The following is a 21,921-nucleotide window of genomic DNA, read 5'->3' as shown; positions in this document are numbered from 1 at the left end:
CTCCTTTTAATTTTTCCTTGCCAGCACACAAAGAGAATGCGCAACCTGGCACCAAGAGGGTAAATCAACCAATGAATATTCCTGCGTGAAAGGGGGAACTGGCTGCCAATCCCCCTCAGGGAGAGTCATCTCCACAGCTTGCGCTGTCGCGTTAATCAGCAGCAACCAATGTTGTGAAAGGAGGATCTGTATATGCTGCCCGTCCAGGTCTTCCCACTCTTGCACCGTCAGTGGTTGGCCTTGTGCGTTTAACCACTGTACGTTACCGTCCCCCTCCTGCCACCAGGTTCCCCCCTGCAAAGCGGGGATCTGCTGGCGCAAGCGGATCAAGGCCGCGGTGTATTCAGTAAGAGAATCATCTGCTTTGGCCCAATCGAGCCAAGTGATAGCGTTATCCTGACAATACGCATTGTTATTCCCCTGCTGACTATGACCATGCTCATCGCCCGCCAACAGCATCGGTGTTCCCTGGGCCAGCAACAACGTGGCAAGCAGCACGCGTTGGCTATTTCTACGGCGCTGTAAAACAGCTTGGTCGGCAATCAGGCCTTCGACACCATTGCCTTCAACCCCATGATTATTACTAAAGTTATAGTCATGGCCATCACGGTTGTTCTCACCATTAAGTTGATTATGCTTGTGGTTAAAACTCACCGCATCGCGCAGCGTAAAACCATCATGAGCCGCCAGCAGATTGATGCAGGCATAAGGCGCGCGCCCACGCAGATCAAATATGTCGCTGGAAGCGGCAAAACGTTGGGCAAACTGCCCCAGTGGCCGATCGTTTTTCAACCAGAAGCTGCGAATATCATCACGAAAATGGTCATTCCACTCGGCAAACCGACCAGGAAACGCCCCAAGCTGATACCCTTCCGGCCCGATATCCCAAGGTTCAGCAATCAACTTACAACGACCCAGCGTATCGTCTGCCAGCATCGCCTGAAACAGTGGTGCATCCCGCTCAAACTCAGGGATACGCCCCAACACCGTACCGAGATCAAAGCGAAAACCATCCACATGACATTCACGCACCCAAAAACGCAGGCAATCCATCACCCAGGCCACACCGGCAGGCTGATCCAAACGCAACGTATTGCCGCAACCCGTGACGTTCTCGAAATCGCCATCGGCGGTGAGCCAGTAATAACTCAGGTTATCAATGCCGCGAAACGACAAGGTGGGCCCATAAGCATCCAGTTCTGCACTATGGTTAAACACCACATCCAGAATCACTTCTATCCCGGCTTTGTGCAGTGCTTTTACCGCATCGCGAAATTCACGCAGCGGCGTCATCTTGCTGCTCAAACTGCAATAACGATTGTTTGGTGCGTAAGGCGCCAGCACGTTATATCCCCAGTAGTTGGTCAGCTCCATGCGTTGTAGACGGGGTTCCGTGGTGTGCTGCTGTATCGGCAACAGTTCAAGCGCGGTGATCCCCAATCGCTTGAAGTAGTTGATCATTACCGGGTGACCCAGGGCGGCAAAACTGCCGCGCAACTCTTCTGGGATCTGCGGATGCAATAACGTCAACCCTCTGACATGGGCTTCATAAAGCACCGTTTTGCTCCAAGGCGTGACGGGTGGACGATCATCTTGCCAGTCATAACTTTCGTCGATCACGATGCACTTTGGCATCAATGCAGCACTATCGTGTGGGTCGGGCAGATCATGACCGCCATGCAGATAGGGGTGATCAGCGACAGGTCCTTCTACTGATCGGGCGGCGGGGTCAAGCAACAGCTTGTTGGCATTAAACCGCAACCCTTGTTGCGGCTTAAATGGCCCATGAACCCGGTAGCCATAACGTAACCCCGGCCTCCCCCCTGGCAGATACCCATGCCAAATATCCCCGCTGCGCGCGGGCAGTGGTATCCGCGTCTCACGATGCTGCTCATCGAACAGACAAAGCTCAACCCCTGTGGCATGGGCGGAAAACAAGGTAAAATTGATGCCATTACCGTCATAATAAGCCCCTAAGGGCGCAGCAAGACCCGGCATCAGATCCATCATTAAGACTCCCGCCTCAGGTAAACCGTCGCCAATGGCGGCACCATAACCATGATCGAGTGCTCACGACCATGGCTGTTGACCGGTTCTGAGACCACCCGCCCCTGATTACCGGTATTGCTACCGTGATAATGATAAGAGTCGGTATTCAGGATCTCCTGATATTCCCCTGGACGGGAAATACCGATGCGATAGTGATGACGAGGGACCGGTGTAAAATTACTGATGGCGATCAGCTCGTTCCCCTGCGAGTCATAGCGCGCAAAGGCAAATACCGAATTTTCATGATCATCCACCACCAGCCATTCAAAACCCGCAGGCTGATAATCTTGTTGATACAATGGCGGATTGTGCTGATAGCAATGGTTTAGGTCACGCACCAACCGTTGAACACCATGGTGCCAACTGTCGTCCCCTTCCAGCAGATGCCAATCCAGGCTGCTATCAAAATTCCATTCACGCCCCTGAGCAAATTCACTGCCCATAAACAGCAGTTTCTTGCCGGGATGTGCCCACATAAAACCGTAATAGGCCCGCAAGTTAGCAAACTTCTGCCAGGCATCCCCCGGCATCCGATCGAGGATCGAACCCTTACCATGCACCACTTCATCATGGGAGATCGGCAACACAAAGTTTTCGGTATAAGCGTAAAGCATGCCGAAAGTCATCATGTTGTGATGGTATTTACGATGTACCGGGTCAAGCTTCATATAGCTCAACGTATCGTGCATCCAGCCCAGATCCCATTTGTAATGGAACCCCAGACCGTTAGCCTCCGGTGGTAGTGTGACACCGGGATAATCCGTTGACTCTTCCGCCAAGGTCACCGCCCCTGGGCGCTCTTTACCCAACGTCTGGTTGGTGTAACGCAGGAAAGAGATCGCTTCCAGATTCTCTTTACCGCCAAAGTAGTTCGGCACCCACTCACCGTCCGCACGGCTGTAGTCACGATAAATCATCGATGCCACCGCATCGACGCGCAAAGCATCAATGCCAAAGCGTTCCAGCCAATAAAATGCATTACCAGACAGATAGTTACGCACTTCATGACGACCATAGTTGTAAATCAAGGTGTTCCAGTCCTGATGAAACCCTTCGCGCGGGTCGGCATATTCGTACAGTGCAGTACCGTCAAAATTCGCCAAGCCGTGGGTATCAGAAGGGAAATGCCCAGGAACCCAATCAAGGATCACATTAATCCCCGCCTCATGGGCCGCCGCCACAAAAGCTTTAAACTCCGATGGCGTACCGAAACGCCGGGTGGGCGCGTACAAACCAAGAGGCTGATAGCCCCAACTCCCATCGAATGGGTGTTCGTTGATCGGCAACAGCTCAATATGGGTGAACCCCATCGCTTTAACATAAGGGATTAACTGCTCAGCCAATTCTTGATAGCTGAGCCAGAAATTATTATCGGAGTGACGACGCCAGGAGCCGAGATGAACTTCATAAATAGAGATAGGGCGGTCAAAATTGTTGGCTCTGCCCCGCTCAGGGCTATTTTCCACCACCGAAGGCAACGGCGAAATCAAAGAAGCGGTGTCTGGCCGCATCTGCGCCTCAAAAGCATAAGGGTCGGATTTCAGCTGAACATTACCGTAACAGTCAATAAGCTCATATTTATACAGTTGCCCAACCCTGACATCGGGTAAAAAAAGCTCCCAAATGCCATTTTCCCTGCGTAAGCGCATCGGGTGTCGGCGGCCATCCCAGAAGTTAAACTCCCCGACTACCGAAACTCGTTGTGCATTCGGCGCCCAGACCGCGAAACTGACACCTTCAACCTCATCCAACTGGTCTGGATGTGCCCCCAAACGTTCATAAGGCCGCAAATGGGTTCCTTCAGCCAACAGCCAACTGTCAATATCCTGCAACAAGGTGCCAAAACGATAGGGATCTTCGACAATTTGCTGATGATCATGCCAACTGACTTCAAACTGATAACGGAAAGGGTTTTTACGGCGCGGCACGATAGCACTGAAAAAACCGCGTTCATCTTCACAATTAAGTTGAACTAAACGTTTACCTGTTTTGCTCTCTATCAGCCACACGGCGCTAGCATCAGGAAACAGGGCACAAACTTGCAACCCATTCGCAGTAACATGCATACCAAGTAGTGAAAAAGGGTCGGCATAGTGACCAGAAATGATCTGATTAATCAGGTCACGTTCGGGAAGTACAGACATGTTATTCTTCCTTTATTTAACAGCATGACTTTTTGGGCGCTACGTTTAAAAAGCAGCCAATACGTCTATCATGCAATTCATTTGCTACTTAAAGCGTGATTTCGGTCGGTTATTGATAAATCCATTCACGGCCAAATCATAGTTTCGCTTTTTATGCTTATTTTTCGGACAAAACTTCAACATTATTTTAGAAGTCATCTGCCAACCCGTTAAGCATAGACAATATCCGCCAAAAATATTGCCGCCAGATGAAGGATTTTTTTTGTGTGGGAAATTCATGCTGTGAGCCGCGCTTGGGAAGCGACCAGCCCAACGTCATAGGCGCTATCACGAATGGAAAAGTGGGAAAAAAGAGTTTAGAGGGTTGAAAGAACACAACCCTCGTAAAATTGATTATTATCTACCCAGTGGTACTCAATACCGTTATAGCAAAATGCGCAGCATACGGCGCAACGGCTCCGCAGCCCCCCACAACAGCTGGTCACCAACGGTAAACGCCGAAAGGTACTCCGGCCCCATGTTCAGTTTGCGCAGTCGGCCAACTGGTGTATTCAGTGTGCCCGTCACCGCTGCAGGTGTCAGTTCACGCATCGTCAGTTCGCGATCATTCGGGACCACCCGAACCCAGTCGTTATGGTTCGCCAGCAATTGCTCAATTTCAGCCAGCGGGACATCTTTCTTCAGTTTCAGCGTAAATGCCTGGCTATGGCAACGCAGTGCACCAACGCGCACACACAGACCATCAACCGGGATAATGCTAGAGGTATTGAGGATTTTGTTGGTTTCCGCCTGACCTTTCCACTCTTCACGGCTCTGACCATTCTCCAGTTGCTTATCAATCCACGGGATCAAGCTGCCCGCCAAAGGCACACCAAAATTATCGGTCGGTAATTTGCCGGAGCGAGTTGCCTCCGTCACCTTGCGTTCAATATCCAGGATTGCTGAGGCTGGGTTCTGCAGCTCTTTTGCCACATCTGCGTGTAACATCCCCATCTGAGTCAATAGTTCACGCATATGCCGCGCCCCACCACCCGATGCCGCCTGATAAGTCGCCACCGAGACCCAATCCACCAGATTATTGGCAAACAGGCCGCCCAACGACATCAGCATCAGGCTGACCGTACAGTTTCCCCCTACAAAGGTTTTGATACCTTGATTCAACCCTTGTTGAATCACCTCATGGTTAACGGGGTCAAGAATGATAATGGCATCATCTTTCATCCGCAGTGAAGAAGCCGCATCGACCCAGTAGCCTTGCCAGCCGATTGCACGCAGTTCCGGGTAGACTTGATTGGTATAATCCCCCCCCTGGCAAGTAATAATAATGTCGAGTGCACTTAATGCCTCCACATCATAGGCATCTTGCAGCGTACCCTGTTGACCACCGAATGCCGGAGCGGCATCACCATGCTGTGAAGTGGAGAAAAATACCGGGCGAATAGCATCAAAATCGCGCTCTTGCATCATGCGCTGCATAAGTACGGAACCCACCATGCCGCGCCAACCAACGAAACCAACGTTTTTCATATTTACAGTCCTGCCTTGGAGGATGACTATGCTCAACCCCTGTCAGGGAAAAGCAAAAAATAGAATAATACCCAGCGTTATCCAAACAGCAGGAAGCATGCCAGCCCGTACTTTGCACTGCATGCGCTGGCCGCGAACAACTCTGTGAATAAAATTTACTGTCATTCACCTTACAAAATGTTGGCGCAGGCGCAAAGTGAATTTATTCAATAAACCCGCGCTTCCAAGTAATGCTGCTAATGATCATCCCCAGCTTAACCCTGTCCAAGAGTCATGACTCCCAAAAAGGAGACCAGCTTTTATGCCGTCTGCAACATCCACGTACCGATAGACCATTTTTTTTGCTAAACTGATACCCCACTTACGTTTAGCCAGTCCATTGATAATGAAGAAAAAACGGCCAGTGCTTCAAGATGTTGCAGATCAGGTTGGTGTGACCAAAATGACGGTGAGCCGTTATTTGCGTCATCCCGATCAGGTTTCTGCCGCTTTGCAGCAAAAAATTGCCCGCGCATTGGACCAACTTGGCTATATTCCCAACCGAGCGCCAGATATTCTTTCCAACGCCACCAGCCGTGCGATTGGTGTATTGCTCCCCTCATTAACCAACCAGGTATTTGCTGAAGTGTTACGTGGCATCGAGAGCGTGACTGATGCACATAACTACCAGACCATGCTGGCACACTACGGCTATTTACCTGAGCGGGAAGAAGAGCGCCTGACCTCGTTGTTTTCTTATAATATTGATGGCCTGATTCTATCTGAACGCCACCATACCGCCCGGACCCTAAAGATGATCGAAGTCGCAGGCGTCCCAGTGGTGGAATTGATGGACTGCGTCTCACCTTGCATCGATCTGGCAGTAGGGTTCAATAACTTTGAAGCGGCACGCCAGATGACGCAGCAAATCATCGTCCGCGGTCATCGTCATGTGGTGTACTTCGGCGCGCGTCAAGATGAACGGACTATCATCAAGCAACAAGGCTACGAGCAAGCGATGCGTGAATCTGGCCTTGAAGCCTACAGCATCATGAGTGATCGTTCCTCTTCTTACTCTGCTGGGGGTGAGATGCTACGGGAAGCACAGCGGGACTATCCGCAAATCGACAGTATTTTTTGTACCAATGATGACCTGGCTATCGGTGCCGCATTTGAATGCCAACGTCAGGGGTTGTCAATTCCGCAAGATATGGCGATTGCCGGTTTCCATGGGCATGACATCGGTCAGGTGATGATGCCCAAACTGGCCAGTGTACTGACGCCCCGTGAGCAAATGGGAAAAATTGCCGCGGAGCGCCTGTTAGCCCGGTTGCGAGGAGAGAGCGTTTCCCCCCGCATGGTGGATGTGGGTTTCACGGTGGCTCCTGGTGGTAGCATCTAAGCTCAACGCCAGGCTATTACTTCAATGCGCTCACGCACCGACCACTAAACGGGTGGCAAATCAAACAACAGGATCTCACTGTCTTCAGCGGCATCAATCGACAATGTTGTTTCGTCCCATATTGCAAACGCATCGCTGGTAGCGGCTTGCTGGCCGTTAATCGATACATTGCCATACACTACCTGGACCCAAACACGTCGTTCAGCCGGCATTGAATAGACTGACTGCTGATCTTTTTTCAGCCGCCAGCGCGACAATGTCATATCCTGGAAGACTTTCAGTGAACCCTCGCGCGCATCCGGCGACAGAATTAATTGTCGCCCCTGAGGTTCATCGAACAGGCGCTGTTCATAACGTGGCTGCAACCCCATCTGATTAGGAATAATCCAGATCTGGTAGAGATGCAATGGGTTTTCAGAGCTGGCATTGTACTCTGAGTGGCGGATGCCGGTACCCGCGCTCATCACCTGAAACTCGCCAGCATGAATCTGCTCTTTGTTACCCATACTATCCTGGTGCTCTACCGTACCGCTCAGTACGTAAGTCAGGATCTCCATATCATTATGGGGGTGAGTGCCAAACCCCTGGCCTGCGTCGATCACATCCTCATTGATCACTCGTAACGCTGAAAACCCCATAAAATTTGGGTCATAATAGTTAGCAAATGAAAAGGTGTGCCAACTGTCCAGCCAACCATGATTAGCATGACCGCGATCTGCGCCTTTACGTAAATAAATCATATTCAATTCTCCGCAACATTTTCTATAGAATAGCGCTGGAATTGAAATATAAAAGTGCAAAAAGCGCACAGATACATTCAAAAAATTAGATGTAGTTTTGATGGGAAATGTTAACCGTTTGTTAACCAACAATGAAGTGGCTAGAGCTATCTCAAAGTTTGTAGAGAATATGCATTGTTGACCCCTTTTCAGTACGATAAAATCGTGTACAACTTGCATTGTGTGTATGCGTGTGTATATTGATTATTAGGTTAGGAGGAAACATGAAATCTACTGACCTGATAAAAGAGCTAATGGCTGCTGGTTGTGAACTTAAACGGCATAATGGAGGGAGCCATCAAATATGGTGGTCGCCTATTACAGGAAAAACATTTCCTGTTCCACACCCGAAAAAAGACTTACCTCTTGGCACTGTTAGCTCGATCAAAAAAATGGCGGGGATCTGATCCCCGCCGACTTTGGAGGTTGATATGTTATTTTCAGTAGGTGTAGAAACACCAAAAGATGAAAAAACCGCATACGGTATGATTGTTCCGGCATTTTCTGCTTATGATTATGGATGTTTCTCGGCTGCTGATTCTCAGGAAGATATCGCAGTCATGGCAAGAGAAGCTATCTTGCTGACGGTAGAGGATATGATATTAAGCGGAAAACATTCAGTTAGCGATATTAAGGATGGGGGGTTTATGCTCTATTCTGCTAATCCTGAGTATCTTGATTACGATACATGGTTTGTTATAGATGTTGATTTATCCTCTTTTGAAGGAAAACAACAGCGTATTAATATTGCACTTCCTGACGTACTCATTAAGCGCATTGATTACTATATTCGGGATAATCAAGCAACTTACCGTGATCGGAGTCACTTCTTAGCGGAAGCAGCAAGGCATGAGCTCAATGTGAAATAGCTTATCAAAAAAAAGCCAGCACTTGGGCTGGCTAAGTAAACACGGGAAGCAATGTGAGCAATGCCTTGCATTCAAGAAGACAGTATCAGACAGTAATATTGTCTCTGAACACCAAAGATAGTAATGATTATCATTTTTATTTACAAGCGATTTTATTGGCTATGGCGTAAAAATTTGTCCTGTTGAACGACCCCGGTTTTAGAGAAAAAGAAACCCCGTTCGGGGAGATTAATCAGGTATAGACCATGATGACACTTGACTGGAAAGCAACAGAAAAAAGGGTAATTGGTTGGCGCCGTGACTTGCATCGTCACCCAGAACTCTCTCACCAGGAACACTGGACAACCGGTTATCTGATCGAACAACTGGCCACTTTCGATGGCATAGATATTACGACACCGGCCCCCACAGGCGTCGTCGCTTATCTGCGTGGCAAACACCCTGGGCCAACCATTGCCTTGCGGGCTGATATCGATGCCTTACCCGTAGTAGAACAAAACCACCGTGATTTTGACTCACAACAACCTGGTGTCATGCACGCCTGCGGCCACGATGGGCACAGCGCCATGCTACTGGGTGCCGCAGCGCTGCTTTCGCAACTGAGAGACCAACTTGCTGGTGAGGTGATCTTTATCTTCCAACGTGGGGAGGAGATGTCACCAGGGGGTGCCAAAGAGCTGGTAGATTCTGGCTGTTTGGACCAAGCTCAGATGTTCTTTGCCCTGCATCTGCAGCCAAATCTACCCAGTGGCCAGATCGAGATTAAACCGGGCATTGCCACTGCCAACCGCGATACTTTTCATATTGAAATTACAGGCCGAGGGGGACATAGCTCGATGCCACAGCTCTCTATCGACCCGATTGTCGCCTCAGCTGCGGTAGTGGGTGCTTTGCAGAGCATCGTCGCGCGTGAAATAGACCCGCGTGACGCCGCCGTCGTTTCTCTGTGTAGCCTGTTATGTGGTGATGGCTCCACGGCTCGCCTACCCGATAGCGCCAGCCTGTGTGGAACGACCCGCAGTTTCACACCACAGGTCCGCGAGCATCTGCGCACTGCAATGACCCGTATTTGTCATTCCACCGCACAGGCTTATCGCTGTAAGTGCGATATCCGCTTCGATGAGTGGGATTACAGCGCCATCAATAACGATCCGCAACTTTGCGAGTTGGCAGGTCGTGCAGCTCGCCTAGCATTGGGGGCAGAGGCATTTCACCTAGCCGCCTTACCCATGTCAGTGGGAGAGGATTTTTCAGAATATCAGCAGATTGCCCCAGTCTGTTTTGCCTGGCTCGGTGTCGGCGAAGCGGGAGCTAATAATGCGGCACTACATAACACCAGCTTCTCACCTGACGAACGGGCGATGATTGCCGGGGTACGTTACTATCTACAATTGGCACAGCAAACCGGTAATCTGACCGCAGCCGCTGTTGATGAAATACCATGATCATGCCGTCGTCACTCACGCTACCGAGAAATGACAACACAACGATTGCTGTTTACGCAAGACGAGGCCTTGGGTTTCTACTCGAATAATTGATATTCTTGACTTTTAATTGCGCCATCAAGATCTATCGCTAGCGGCCTAAGACTCAACCAAAGCACTCAAATAATTCAACGCATTTTGGCTATAACTCTCCCCCGGCTCCAGTTTCTTAATCAACCCCTTCTCCTCCAGCTTCATACCTACACGATGTAACTCCTGATGCTGCGGCAGTACATCAGCGAAGGCATTAATCAAGATGATCAGCGGCATGATTTTTTCTGCGCAGGTACCCACTGCTCCTGGCTGGTCGCCCCTAGCAGGACAAGGAAGATGGTCTGCATTATGGTGCTGACATCCCTCTAACAAATTAATTGCCTGTTGAATTTCATGACCCCATGGCATCACAGCACTCCTCGTCTAAACGTAATTGAACATAATCAATAATAGACCCTGTTCAATAGTAAATCGTTTCTGAGATCATTTTTTGATTTAAGTCACATTGCACCAATATCAGCATATGCAAATAGACCGCAATGATGAGAAGCCCGCGGCATGATCAGCCATGTGACCGTGAGGGAGCAACAAATCTGCCGGGGTACCCATTCAGCAAGCTCGCCTTGTCGTTGCTGCCAGTATCGATGTTGAAGTCTGATTCGCTAACATATTAAAAATTAGCGATACCATACATCGGAAAAATGACGTTGGAATGTAGAACACCCCAGATAGAGCATTTTAAAATACATAAATTTTATCTGCTGCTTACGTCGCTTTGGTCCCTAGTCGCCTTGGGGTGTCATCCATAAACGTTATAGGTCAAAACTATGCCAGCGTTAAATCGCTGTTGACAGCCTGTAATGTTGAGGCTTTATTGCTGCTCTCTGCAATAATCGGTTGTGGCCACTGGCCCAGACCGACCATCACCGGATCAATAACCTGCCAGGAAACACCCTGCTGCTGTGTTATCTGCTCGCGGATCGCATCGGCTTGTTCTTGCTTACCCTGGCGTTCCAATTGACGGGCAGCCTCTTGCCATTCATCCAAACTTGACGACTCTTCGCGCAGCTCCTCAGCCTTGGTACTGTGAGAAAGTGCCAGTAATGACCACAGCGGATGCTGTATACGTTGCTCCACCAGATAAACATTGTGGGTAGCTCGAGTAATGGCAACGTACAATGCATTGATAAAGAATTTGTAAATTTCCGCTGAGCGATCCTGTTTGTCACGTGGGCGCGCATAACGCCGCGCTTCTCCTTCAAGGTCCTCAACAGAGACACCCTGACAGATATCATCGAACACCTTGCTGGCTTCGCTCACCAAGTTAAATAAAATCACCGTTTCATATTCCAACCCTTTGACTTCTTGAACCGAGAACACCAGCGGAGTTTTAAACCAGCGCCTAGCCAACTCTTTTTGCTCTGGGTGCATCACCACAACGGCCACGTTAGCTGAACGTGCCGTTTTTTCGTTTAACTCCTTCTTTACACTGTTTTTATCTTCTAACAGGGAGACAAAGCCCTCAGTCTGACCACCACTTTTGACAACATAATGACTCTCTCTGTCAATGGCACCGAACCGGGTTTGTTTAAGCTGCAGTAGACGATTAGCCAGGTTGGTGACATGTGGCGCGTTGCGGTAGTTCGCTTGTAAAATCCGGATACCCGCATCACTCCCCTGATGATGCTGGAAGAACAGACTTTTGAGTTTGCTCCAAGAGAAAAAATTGGGATGAACCACCTGATTGGCATCACCACAGAGCAGAAACTGGTTAGCAGTACGTAATGTTTTTAGTATCAGAAACAACTGGATAGGCGTCATATCCTGAATTTCATCGATAAAGATAAAATCGTAGCTCGGCGTTGCACGTGATAAGTATTGGTGGCTGAGCAGGTTGGTATCGTACTGCCGAGATTGTTTCAACCAAGCAACATAGCGTTCAAACAGCACATAGACTTCGCCCCGAGCCTCTACAGGATAAAGAGATTGCTTGATCCCCAATGCCAGATAGGCTTCACGACTCAAAGGCCCCTGTTCTGATACCGAAGCGCCAATCACACCACGAAACTCTTCAAACAGAGTATGCGCCGACCCCAAAGAGGCCGTTACTTTATTGCGCGGCAACCAGGAATTAAACGCATTGAAGGTCACCTCTTTTCCCTCTGGAACACTCAGCATCTCCAGAAACTCACGCAAGGAGAGAAAATCCACCTGTTGCAATTCATTTTCTTCGCCACTGGCCCGGTAAAGTGTCCGCGCCTTCTCAACCAGAAAAGAAGAGAGGCTGAGATAAAGGATCTCCCCCGTCGCCTGCTTCATTTTCTCCAGCACCAATGCCGTTTTACCACTACCTGCGGAACCCACAATCACCAAAGGTAGAGGATGTTCAAACAACGCTTGCTGATCATCATCAAACGACAACATTTTATCTAGCCGATAGAATCGGCCCGGTGTCACATTGATGTAAGCCATCGGTTCAGGCTCCACCTCGTCGGGATTCAGTACTGGCTGCAGGCGCTCTTCATCAATCACCACCTGTTGGCGAATAAAGCGTGAGGTGTGGTAGGCGTGATTGGGGAGGTACTCCAGCACCAGGCAAACCGTTTCATGGTTGTAGCGATAAAACGAAAAAAGTAATCGGTCGCGTATATTGAGCCGCGCACGATAGAGGTTGGTATCAATTTTCCGCACGTCAGCCTGGGTAAAATTATCTGCCGTGATAGCCTGCACAAACTTGTCATATCCGGGGATTTGGTTCGGATTGAGGTTATGGTACAGATAAATTTTCATGGCAGTTATTCCCAAGAGCGAAAAAGAAAAAAAGAATAATTCTACGAATTGAGCCAATAGGGATATCGGTCGAAAAGACGACTTACACAGAGATAAATTTTAATTTTCGATGATATTAACTTCGTGAAAGGAAACCCGATATCGCATCAACCTTAATGGTGCCATTAATAACCCAGCTAAATCATTCTTATGAAATATTAGCCATTATCTATTTTTAAGTGAAAAATAATACCCACGAAATAAAATGAGAAAATAAAGAAAATGCGACAGTGACAATTTAATTTCAAACTAAAATCAGAATAAAAATATAGTAAAACAAATAAAAACAGCATTTAAATTCAAAAAAATAAAAAAATCATTATAGGATATAGAAGGGCATATTTATCAATTCAGCCGACATAATATATTAGATGATCCCCTATAAATTTTTACTTAATCACGAATAGAATTACGTAAAACACTAATCCATCTTTCTATTAGTGATGGATAAATTATCAATCAAATTGACTCATTGATAAGCAGAGATAACATTAATGATGGGCTGGTAAAACTTAATATTAACTTAACAAACCAGAGGGGAATATCGGAATTTACTCTATAGAAGGTCGCAATAGTTGAGTTTTATTCAGAAATCTTTGTCTGCATAACTCATCTATCGTGATTTTTGGTTAAAGATTGACTGCCCCTGAGCAGCGTTAACAACCAGGGGACTCTCGATAAATTGATGGAATAAACGTCACCATAATCTGGGTTTTATGAGCGTTGATCTAGGTTAGCTTCAGCCAAATGAGAATCATCAACCCGTGAGGTTAACCATAAAGAAAACGTTATTATCTCTGCGCAGCAGCCAAAGCCTGTGCACAAGCCCAGGCAGAACTCCAGGCCCATTGGAAGTTATAGCCCCCTAGCCACCCTGTTACATCCACCACTTCACCGATAAAATAGAGCCCGGGCACCTTGTTTGCCTCCATGGTTTTGGAAGACAACTCCTTGGTATCTACGCCACCTAATGTCACTTCCGCAGTACGATAACCTTCCGTTCCATTGGGTTGTATGCGCCAATTTTGCAGGTTTTCAATCACGGCTGTCTGCTGTGCCGGAGTCAGTTGTTTTAATGTGACATCCGGCAATTGCCCCAGTGTTTGCAGAAACTCCACCAGACGCTTGGGCAGATGTAGCGCCAGTGTATTTTTCAGGCTCTGGTTGGGATGGGCTTGTCGTTGTTCATGCAAAACCGCCACCAGATCCAGTGTAGGAAGTAAGTTAACACTCACATACTCACCGGGTTGCCAATAGCTGGAAACTTGCAAGACGGCGGGGCCAGAAAGCCCCCGATGGGTAAACAGAATGCTTTCACGAAACTGGGTGCCATTGTCTGCCGTGATCAGCGCAGGCAGCGAGACGCCGGAAAGCACTTGAGATTGCTCCAGTAGCGGTTTATGCAAGGTAAAGGGGACCAACCCAGCTCGGGTAGGGAGTACGTTTAAACCAAACTGTTCAGCCAGTTGGTAACCGAATGGCGACGCCCCTAACCCTGGCATCGAAAGTCCCCCGGTGGCCACAACAAGTGAGTGAGTGCTCACATCACCATTATTGGTTGCTAGCTCAAATCCGCTCTCTCCCTGTTTAATACTCAGGACTTCACTGCGTAAGCGGATCGTCACCTGACCGAGTTCACACTCTTTTAGCAGCAGATCAACAACCTGCTGTGCAGAATCATCGCAAAACAGTTGCCCCAGTGTTTTTTCATGGTAAGCAATGCCATAGCGATTAATCAGATCGATAAAATCCCACTGGGTATAACGTGCCAATGCGGATTTACAAAAATGGGGATTATTTGAAAGATAGGCAGCGGGCTCCGTATACATATTGGTAAAATTGCATCGCCCTCCACCGGACATCAGGATCTTGCGGCCTGGTTTTTTGCCGTTATCCAGCAGCAGCACCCGGCGACCCAGTTGCCCGGCCTGAGCAGCACAAAACATGCCTGCGGCTCCCGCGCCAATGATTACCACATCAAATTGTTCCACCGAAGCCTCTTTTGTTGTTTCACTGCCAGCACCGCGCTAACTCAATGGGATCGATTGTAAAGGTATCGATAGAGCAAGCCAACGGAAGAACAAGAAAATGTTACCCCAGGTAAAAAGCGGTAACATACTGAAATTATTTGATTACTCTAAGGCATTGAGACCTTTTGTCATCGTCACGTCAAAAAAACGTCATATTTCCCTTTTCCCAGAGACCCATTGTCACTGATAATGCGCGGCGATCAAGTCCACAAACCTGGCGTGACACTTATATGCTACATTTGTTCTCTGGCCTGGATTTTCATACCAGCCTAATGTTAATTATTGCCTTGTTGTTCGTATTGTTTTACGAAGCCATCAATGGTTTTCACGATACGGCCAACGCGGTTGCTACTGTCATTTATACTCGCGCTATGCGTTCGCAATTTGCGGTCGTTATGGCTGGTGTATTCAACTTTCTTGGGGTTATGCTCGGCGGTTTGAGCGTTGCCTATGCCATTGTTCACCTGTTGCCAACCGATCTGTTGCTGAACGTCAGTTCAACACAAGGCTTAGCCATGGTTTTTTCCATGTTACTGGCAGCGATTATCTGGAATCTCGGCACCTGGTATTTTGGCTTGCCCGCTTCCAGTTCCCATACCTTGATTGGCGCGATTATTGGTGTTGGTTTAACCAATGCACTCGTCACTAGCACCTCCGTCGTGGACGCACTGAATGTGCCGAAAATGATCGCCATCTTCCTGTCGCTGATCTTATCCCCACTGGTGGGTATGATGGTTGCTGGCTTGATGGTATTTATACTGCGCCATTACTGGAGTAATACCAAAAAACGCCAACGCATTCATATGACACCGGCTGAACGTGAAAAGGTCGATGGCAAACGTAAGCCGCCATTCTGGACACGTATCGCCCTGATCATGTCCGCTATTGGTGTCAGTTTTTCACACGGTGCTAACGATGGTCAAAAAGGTATCGGGTTGATTATGCTGGTGCTGATTGGCGTTGCCCCGGCCGGTTTTGTGCTCAATATGAGCGCAACGGGTTATGACATTACCCGTACACGGGATGCTGTCGTTCACCTGCAGCAATTCTACCAGCAGCATGGTGAGTCGCTGACTCATGTGATCGGACAAGCCCCCTTGGCACCCACTGCTGAGAATACACTACCCACAGAGAATCAACCGGTTCAGTTCCACTGTGACAGTGCACGCGCGCTGATCGCCATAGACCGTTCTCTGGCCCTGTTGGACAATCTGCAAAGTTACGACCAACTGACGGTAGAACAACGCAGTCATCTGCGCCGTCTGTTAATGTGCGTTACCGATACGGCAGGGAAAATAGCCAAGCTGCCGGAAATCTCTGCGGATGATCAACGGTTCCTCAAAAAACTACGTTCCGATTTATTGCAAACCGTCGAGTATGCACCAACCTGGATTATCGTGGCGGTCGCCTTGGCGCTGTCCATTGGTACCATGATAGGTTGGAGACGAGTGGCAACCACTATTGGCGAAAAAATTGGCAAGAAAGGCATGACTTATGCCCAAGGGGTATCAGCTCAGATGACTGCTGCACTGTCAATTGGTGTTGCCAGCTATACCGGTATGCCCGTCTCCACTACCCATGTGCTCTCTTCCGCTGTTGCGGGCACCATGATCGTTGACGGTGGTGGCGTACAGAGTAAAACCGTGAAGAGCATTCTACTGGCCTGGGTACTGACCCTACCGGTGTCGCTGCTACTTTCCGGGGGCCTTTACTGGCTAGCACTGAAACTGATTTAGCGCTAAATGGCGGTCATATTGGCCGCCATTTTTTTGCTTGAATCAACCTCATGAGCTAATAGTAGACCGCCATCGTCGACAGGCTAACAATCACCAATCCCCCCAGCGACAACGTCAGCAAAAATTGACCACGTACCCGCTGACAGCGGCGAATAAATTCAGGATCATGATGCTCAATATATCGCTGAGAAAAAATATAGCTCACCAGCCGTATCTGTTTGCGGGGTTGTCCATGGGACGTAAAAAAGCCGCTACCATCAACATATTGGTACAGTAATGGGTCGCAGCCGCGTAAAACAAATAACAGCGCACGCAGAGAAGATAAATACCGAGCCAGGTTAACCACGCATATCACACACAGAGCCCAAAACAGCGCAACGGTACTAATCATGATGACCTCCTCAAGGCGTACTAACCCGACCAACCGCCGAGCCAACAGCCCTACTTCTTACCCAATGCTGTCGGAGCCTGTGGCTCCCATCCTCCTAGCATATTTTTTACCCCTGAATTTCCCCCTTCAATAACCGCCACAGAAGCCTAGCTGTGGATAATATTGAATTGACGCTTCTGTCAGCTTAAGGAGAAATGATCTAGCTAATCGCTATATTCACTATTGTAGAATATGGCATGCAAATGAACACGCGTGTTGTATCAAATTTATTAAAATTGTTAAAATTCTTAACGCGCAATTTAACAATGCAGTAATATTAAACCGACCTATCATGAAAACATTGACACTAACGCGGTTAAATACCGATAACGTTTTTTAACCCAGTTCATCCAAGCTACACTGTTTTTTTACATCAGCGACTAACCCATTGATGCAATGCATTGTGATCGCCTCAACATATCACGATGTTATCTGGATGGTATGATGCAGGAGAGATGAAAGCACCAAGCTGAAACACTGAATGCCTGCACACTTTAATCGGCATATATAGAGAGGGAGTTTTTTTATGGCTTACAAACACATACTGATCGCGGTTGACCTGTCCCCAGAAAGCAAAATCCTGGTTGAGAAGGCGGTATCAATGGCTCGGCCATACAATGCCAAAGTCTCCCTGATCCACGTTGATGTTAACTATTCCGACCTGTATACCGGCCTAATTGATGTCAATCTTGGCGATATGCAACAACGCATTTCTGAAGAAACCCATCGAGCATTAAGCGAACTATCGCAAAATGCCGGCTACCCGATTACCGAAACCCTCAGTGGTAGCGGTGACTTGGCACAGGTCTTGGTTGATGCAATCAAAAAGTACGATATGGATTTGGTACTCTGTGGGCACCATCAGGATTTTTGGAGCAAACTGATGTCTTCCGCCCGCCAACTCATCAATACGGTACACATCGATATGCTGATTGTGCCATTGCGTGAAGAAGAATAAAGTAAGTAAGCACTCACAACCTCGTTATACCCACGCCCGCCTAATGCGGGCGTTTTTCATCATGTTTTCTTCATTTATTGCTTGTTAATCAGCCGCCTCTCAATGCTATAGTCGGTATAGACACAACATCCTCCCCCAACTGTGAGATAGATCATTAAAAGAGGGGAACCAAAATGCTAAACAGGAGCTATCCATGGAACAGGCTGTATCGCTAGAATCCTTTCTAAAATCTTTACAACGTCATAACTCGCATCAACCAGAATATCTGCAGGCAGTTCGGGAAGTATTTACCTCTTTGTGGCCATTTATCGAACGCAATCCGCATTATCGTGACTACGCATTGCTCGAACGTTTGGTGGAGCCTGAGCGCATCATTCAGTTCCGCGTCAGTTGGATTGACGATCAGGGGCAGGTTCGCGTTAACCGCGCTTATCGTATCCAGTTCAACTCCGCTATTGGGCCATACAAAGGGGGGATGCGTTTCCACCCTTCAGTCAACACCTCCATTCTGAAGTTCCTGGGTTTTGAGCAAACCTTCAAGAATGCCCTCACCACACTACCAATGGGTGGTGGCAAAGGTGGTTCAGACTTTGATCCGAAGGGTAAAAGCCAGGGCGAAATCATGCGTTTTTGCCAGGCCTTAATGACCGAACTTTACCGTCACCTGGGCCCAGATACTGACGTACCCGCCGGGGACATCGGCGTAGGTGGTCGCGAAGTGGGCTTTATGGCTGGCATGATGAAAAAGCTTTCCAACAACACCGGTTGTGTATTTACCGGTAAAGGATTGTCGTTTGGCGGCAGTCTGATTCGCCCTGAGGCCACCGGTTATGGTCTGGTGTACTTTACCGATTCGATGTTAAAGCGCCATGGTTTGGGTTTTGAAGGGATGCGAGTTGCGGTTTCCGGCTCGGGTAACGTTGCACAATACACCATTGAAAAAGCCTTGGAGCTGAATGCTCGGGTGATCACTGTTTCAGATTCTGGCGGTACAGTGGTGGATGAAGCTGGTTTTACCAAAGAAAAACTGGCACATCTGACCGAAATCAAAAACCAGCGCTATGGCCGGGTGGTTGACTATGCGCGCGAGCGTGGCCTGACCTATCTGGAAGGCCAACAGCCATGGCATGTACCGGTAGATATCGCGCTGCCATGTGCTACTCAGAACGAACTGGATCTTGATGCAGCACAAATATTGATTCGTAACGGGGTCAAAGCGGTTGCTGAAGGTGCCAATATGCCAACCACCATCCAAGCTACCGATGCCTTCCTTGAGGCCGGTGTTCTGTTCGCGCCAGGTAAAGCAGCCAATGCCGGTGGTGTCGCCACGTCTGGGCTGGAAATGGCACAAAATGCCGCACGCCTGAGCTGGAGAGCCGAAAAAGTGGATATTCGTTTGAAACAAATTATGGCAGATATCCACCAGTCCTGTGTCAATTACGGTGGTGAAGGCAAACACACACACTATGTGCATGGTGCCAATATCGCTGGTTTTGTCAAAGTGGCTGACGCCATGTTGGCTCAGGGTGTACTTTAATCCAGAGTGATACTTTTTATCGTCCCTATGCCGGCGTCTTACGCCGGCATTTCTCTATACTCGTCATACTTCAAGTTGCTTGGGTGTTAGCTGCACTCTGTCACCCCAGTCACATAGTCAGCTATGCTCCTGGGGATTCCATCGCTGGCTGCCTACAAGCATCTCGAATTATTTAGAGTATAGTCTCTTAGTTAATGGCCTCAATGATCGCAGCTCGATCACTTAACCGCTGTTTGATAACCGGATCGCTCTCCATTTGTGCCTGCTCCTGCAGCGCCCTAATCTGTTGCTGTTTGCTTTGCGGATCACTAAACAACAAGGCTTTGACATTAATAGAGGCGACATTGGTATAACGCCCATCATCGCTGGTCGGCACACTGATTTTGCCCGTATTCAGCAGGTTTTCCACTATCTGGCGTTCACGCTCATAACCTTCCAGGCCCAGCAGCTTCCAGCGCTGCATCGTTTTACCCTGATATTGCCCTTTTTTCACTTCGCTTAAATAACGCAGGGTCAAATTGCGCACGGTCCCGGCTTCTTCGCCATACTCAGCTTTGGTGTCTGAAAGTATCGGAAACTCCATCCCTGCCAATGCTCCGCCTTTCTGCGTCAAATGCCCCATGCGATAGCTGTTCATGCCCAAGCGAATGGGTAAGGCATCCGTCACCGGCGTACCGTCGTTCAACTTCAGCTCAGTAATGCGTTGTCCAGCAGGCTTGCGCAAATCGATGGTGTAAGTCACACCATCAAAAAAGTCATTGGTGGAATATTTGGAAGCTCGCCGTTGCGGGTTGAAACTGTAGGTGACATCCCCATCCTGCAACTGGTTGAAGTAGTCAGCAGCCCACTCCATGTAGGCCTTCAACTCTTTGCCGGTAAGCTGATAAACCGTAATTTCTCCGCCAGCATATTGGTAGTTAAAGGCGATATCCTTGGCCGTAATCGTACCCACATTCAGCCTTGGTTGGTCATTATCTATCTGTAATGCAATCACTTCTGCTTTAGGTGCGTAGTAACGGAGCGCTTCCTGATACAGCGCACTGATACCGGTATCCTGCACATGTACCTGAGGGATCCCCTTTACCGCATCGGGCGGAACCAGATCCTGCCCCGTTAATTGGGCAATGGGTCGGTTGGCATTGGCTCGCAGGATGGTATGGAACGGTTGATAGATCTGTTCCAGCTTTTTGTCAGAAGCCATCCCTTTGATGGGGTAGGTATAGCTGTCTTTATTGATCAACACATACTGACCGTTTTGCGGCTCAAATTGCAGGTCGATACGCGATAATGCGCGGCCATATTTATCCGGCTCGGTAATGATCACGCCATTAATCACCGCTTTATCTATCTTGACGTGCATATGCCCAGCAACAATTGCCGCCAGTTCCGGGTTGGCGCGTGCAATATCGCCCACTCCCGTTCCAGGCCGCTGGTTCTCATTATCGATCCCCATATGGGCCACCAGCACAATAGCGTCCACCTGACCGTCAAGCTGCTGAATCACCTGTTTTACCGCCTGTACCGGATCGGTAAATTTCAGGCCATCGATGTGATCAGTCCCCTTGGCAAACTCGGCTGTCATGGGTGTGTCCATCCCGATAATGCCGATTTTCACCCCTTGGCGTTCCACTATCTTATAAGCGGGTAAATAGGGTTTGCCGCTTTCCCAGAAGATATTGCCCGCCAACGCCGTCCCATTGAACTGGTTCAACGAGGTCTCTAATACTTTCAGGCCAAAATCAAACTCGTGATTGCCCATCACCCACACATCGTAGTTCAACGCATTGAAGCCCAACATCATCGGGCTGGTTTTATCATTCTTGAAAGTTTCAACAAAGTTGCCCTGAATGGTGTCCCCAGCATCCACCAAAATCACATTCGGCTGTTGGGCGCGGATTTGATGCACTAGCGTAGCAATTTGGCTTAGGCTACCCGCCAAATTTTCAGTATCAGAAGCGTAATCCCAAGGTACAAAAGTACCATGCAGATCAGAGGTACCCAGGATAGTGATATTAATAGGTTCGGCTGCAATAACCGAACCACTCAAACCAAGCAGCAAGGGAAGTAGTCTCTTTTTCATAGTAAAATCTCATTTTATTTTATTGTAATTCAATGAGATTATGCAGCAAGCGCTCAGGGGTTACTAGTCACCTTGTAGACCCCATAGAGAAAGT

At 48.5% G+C, this 21,921-nt stretch carries 16 protein-coding genes; 7 read left to right on the top strand and 9 right to left on the bottom strand.

From position 1 onward, the window contains the following. Window positions 1-6: 6 nt before the first annotated feature. The 3 genes from glgX to asd all read right to left on the bottom strand — a co-directional run bounded on the left by glgX (window position 7) and on the right by asd (window position 5,720). Window positions 7-2,010: a glycogen debranching protein GlgX gene (gene glgX / locus ACX9GV_RS19000; protein ID WP_473196546.1), complete on the bottom strand. Its 2,004-nt coding sequence runs from the start codon at window positions 2,008-2,010 to the stop codon at window positions 7-9. Next, window positions 2,010-4,193 (bottom strand): 1,4-alpha-glucan branching protein GlgB, encoded by a 2,184-nt coding sequence (glgB, locus tag ACX9GV_RS18995; protein WP_023489088.1) that lies wholly within the window; start codon window positions 4,191-4,193, stop codon window positions 2,010-2,012. Before glgB ends, glgX begins: the two co-directional genes overlap by 1 nt. A 423-nt stretch (window positions 4,194-4,616) precedes the next feature. After that, window positions 4,617-5,720, bottom strand: a complete 1,104-nt coding sequence (gene asd / locus ACX9GV_RS18990) for an aspartate-semialdehyde dehydrogenase (RefSeq protein ID WP_473196545.1) — start codon at window positions 5,718-5,720, stop codon at window positions 4,617-4,619. Between the two features lie 385 nt (window positions 5,721-6,105). On the opposite strand from asd, the gene gntR reads away from it, so the two are divergent. After that, window positions 6,106-7,101, top strand: a complete 996-nt coding sequence (gene gntR / locus ACX9GV_RS18985; protein ID WP_473196544.1) for a gluconate operon transcriptional repressor GntR — start codon at window positions 6,106-6,108, stop codon at window positions 7,099-7,101. Window positions 7,102-7,145: 44 nt separating this feature from the next. Here gntR and ACX9GV_RS18980 read toward each other — a convergent pair whose 3' ends face one another. Continuing rightward, the gene (locus tag ACX9GV_RS18980; RefSeq protein ID WP_473196543.1) at window positions 7,146-7,841 is read right to left on the bottom strand and encodes a pirin family protein; all 696 of its coding nucleotides are present in this window, start codon (window positions 7,839-7,841) and stop codon (window positions 7,146-7,148) included. Window positions 7,842-8,104: 263 nt separating this feature from the next. Here ACX9GV_RS18980 and ACX9GV_RS18975 point away from each other — a divergent pair, with 263 nt between their 5' ends. The 3 genes from ACX9GV_RS18975 (at window position 8,105) to ACX9GV_RS18965 (ending at window position 10,194) form a co-directional block, all read left to right on the top strand. Continuing rightward, on the top strand, window positions 8,105-8,287 hold the full coding sequence (locus ACX9GV_RS18975; RefSeq protein WP_037385474.1) for a type II toxin-antitoxin system HicA family toxin: 183 nt from the start codon (window positions 8,105-8,107) through the stop codon (window positions 8,285-8,287). A gap of 24 nt (window positions 8,288-8,311) precedes the next feature. Next, on the top strand, window positions 8,312-8,749 hold the full coding sequence (locus tag ACX9GV_RS18970) for a type II toxin-antitoxin system HicB family antitoxin (RefSeq protein ID WP_037385471.1): 438 nt from the start codon (window positions 8,312-8,314) through the stop codon (window positions 8,747-8,749). A gap of 245 nt (window positions 8,750-8,994) precedes the next feature. Next, window positions 8,995-10,194: a M20 metallopeptidase family protein gene (locus tag ACX9GV_RS18965; protein WP_473196542.1), complete on the top strand. Its 1,200-nt coding sequence runs from the start codon at window positions 8,995-8,997 to the stop codon at window positions 10,192-10,194. 138 nt (window positions 10,195-10,332) lie between these two features. Here the strand turns inward: ACX9GV_RS18965 and ACX9GV_RS18960 are convergent, their stop codons facing one another. From ACX9GV_RS18960 to ACX9GV_RS18950, 3 genes are all read right to left on the bottom strand, one after another. Beyond that, window positions 10,333-10,635, bottom strand: a complete 303-nt coding sequence (locus tag ACX9GV_RS18960) for a hypothetical protein (RefSeq protein ID WP_473196541.1) — start codon at window positions 10,633-10,635, stop codon at window positions 10,333-10,335. A gap of 417 nt (window positions 10,636-11,052) precedes the next feature. Further along, on the bottom strand, window positions 11,053-13,017 hold the full coding sequence (locus ACX9GV_RS18955; RefSeq protein WP_473196540.1) for a UvrD-helicase domain-containing protein: 1,965 nt from the start codon (window positions 13,015-13,017) through the stop codon (window positions 11,053-11,055). Window positions 13,018-13,847: 830 nt separating this feature from the next. Further along, window positions 13,848-15,047, bottom strand: coding sequence for a BaiN/RdsA family NAD(P)/FAD-dependent oxidoreductase (locus ACX9GV_RS18950; protein ID WP_473196539.1), 1,200 nt, complete (start codon window positions 15,045-15,047; stop codon window positions 13,848-13,850). A gap of 269 nt (window positions 15,048-15,316) precedes the next feature. Here ACX9GV_RS18950 and pitA point away from each other — a divergent pair, with 269 nt between their 5' ends. Next, window positions 15,317-16,822, top strand: coding sequence for an inorganic phosphate transporter PitA (gene pitA / locus ACX9GV_RS18945; protein ID WP_473196538.1), 1,506 nt, complete (start codon window positions 15,317-15,319; stop codon window positions 16,820-16,822). Window positions 16,823-16,877: 55 nt separating this feature from the next. Here pitA and uspB read toward each other — a convergent pair whose 3' ends face one another. Beyond that, a complete protein-coding gene (gene uspB / locus ACX9GV_RS18940) occupies window positions 16,878-17,213 on the bottom strand; it encodes a universal stress protein UspB (RefSeq protein WP_037385425.1) in 336 nt (111 codons plus the stop codon). Between the two features lie 565 nt (window positions 17,214-17,778). On the opposite strand from uspB, the gene uspA reads away from it, so the two are divergent. Further along, the gene (gene uspA, locus ACX9GV_RS18935; RefSeq protein ID WP_037385422.1) at window positions 17,779-18,210 is read left to right on the top strand and encodes a universal stress protein UspA; all 432 of its coding nucleotides are present in this window, start codon (window positions 17,779-17,781) and stop codon (window positions 18,208-18,210) included. 193 nt (window positions 18,211-18,403) lie between these two features. Next, window positions 18,404-19,747, top strand: coding sequence for an NADP-specific glutamate dehydrogenase (gene gdhA / locus ACX9GV_RS18930; protein WP_473196537.1), 1,344 nt, complete (start codon window positions 18,404-18,406; stop codon window positions 19,745-19,747). Window positions 19,748-19,934: 187 nt separating this feature from the next. On the opposite strand, the gene ACX9GV_RS18925 is transcribed toward gdhA, so the two are convergent. Then, window positions 19,935-21,827 (bottom strand): bifunctional metallophosphatase/5'-nucleotidase, encoded by a 1,893-nt coding sequence (locus tag ACX9GV_RS18925; RefSeq protein ID WP_473196536.1) that lies wholly within the window; start codon window positions 21,825-21,827, stop codon window positions 19,935-19,937. Window positions 21,828-21,921: the final 94 nt, after the last annotated feature.

The organism is Serratia sp. 25CWL12, assembly GCF_055790885.1.
This window is presented reverse-complemented; position numbering and strand designations above follow the sequence as displayed.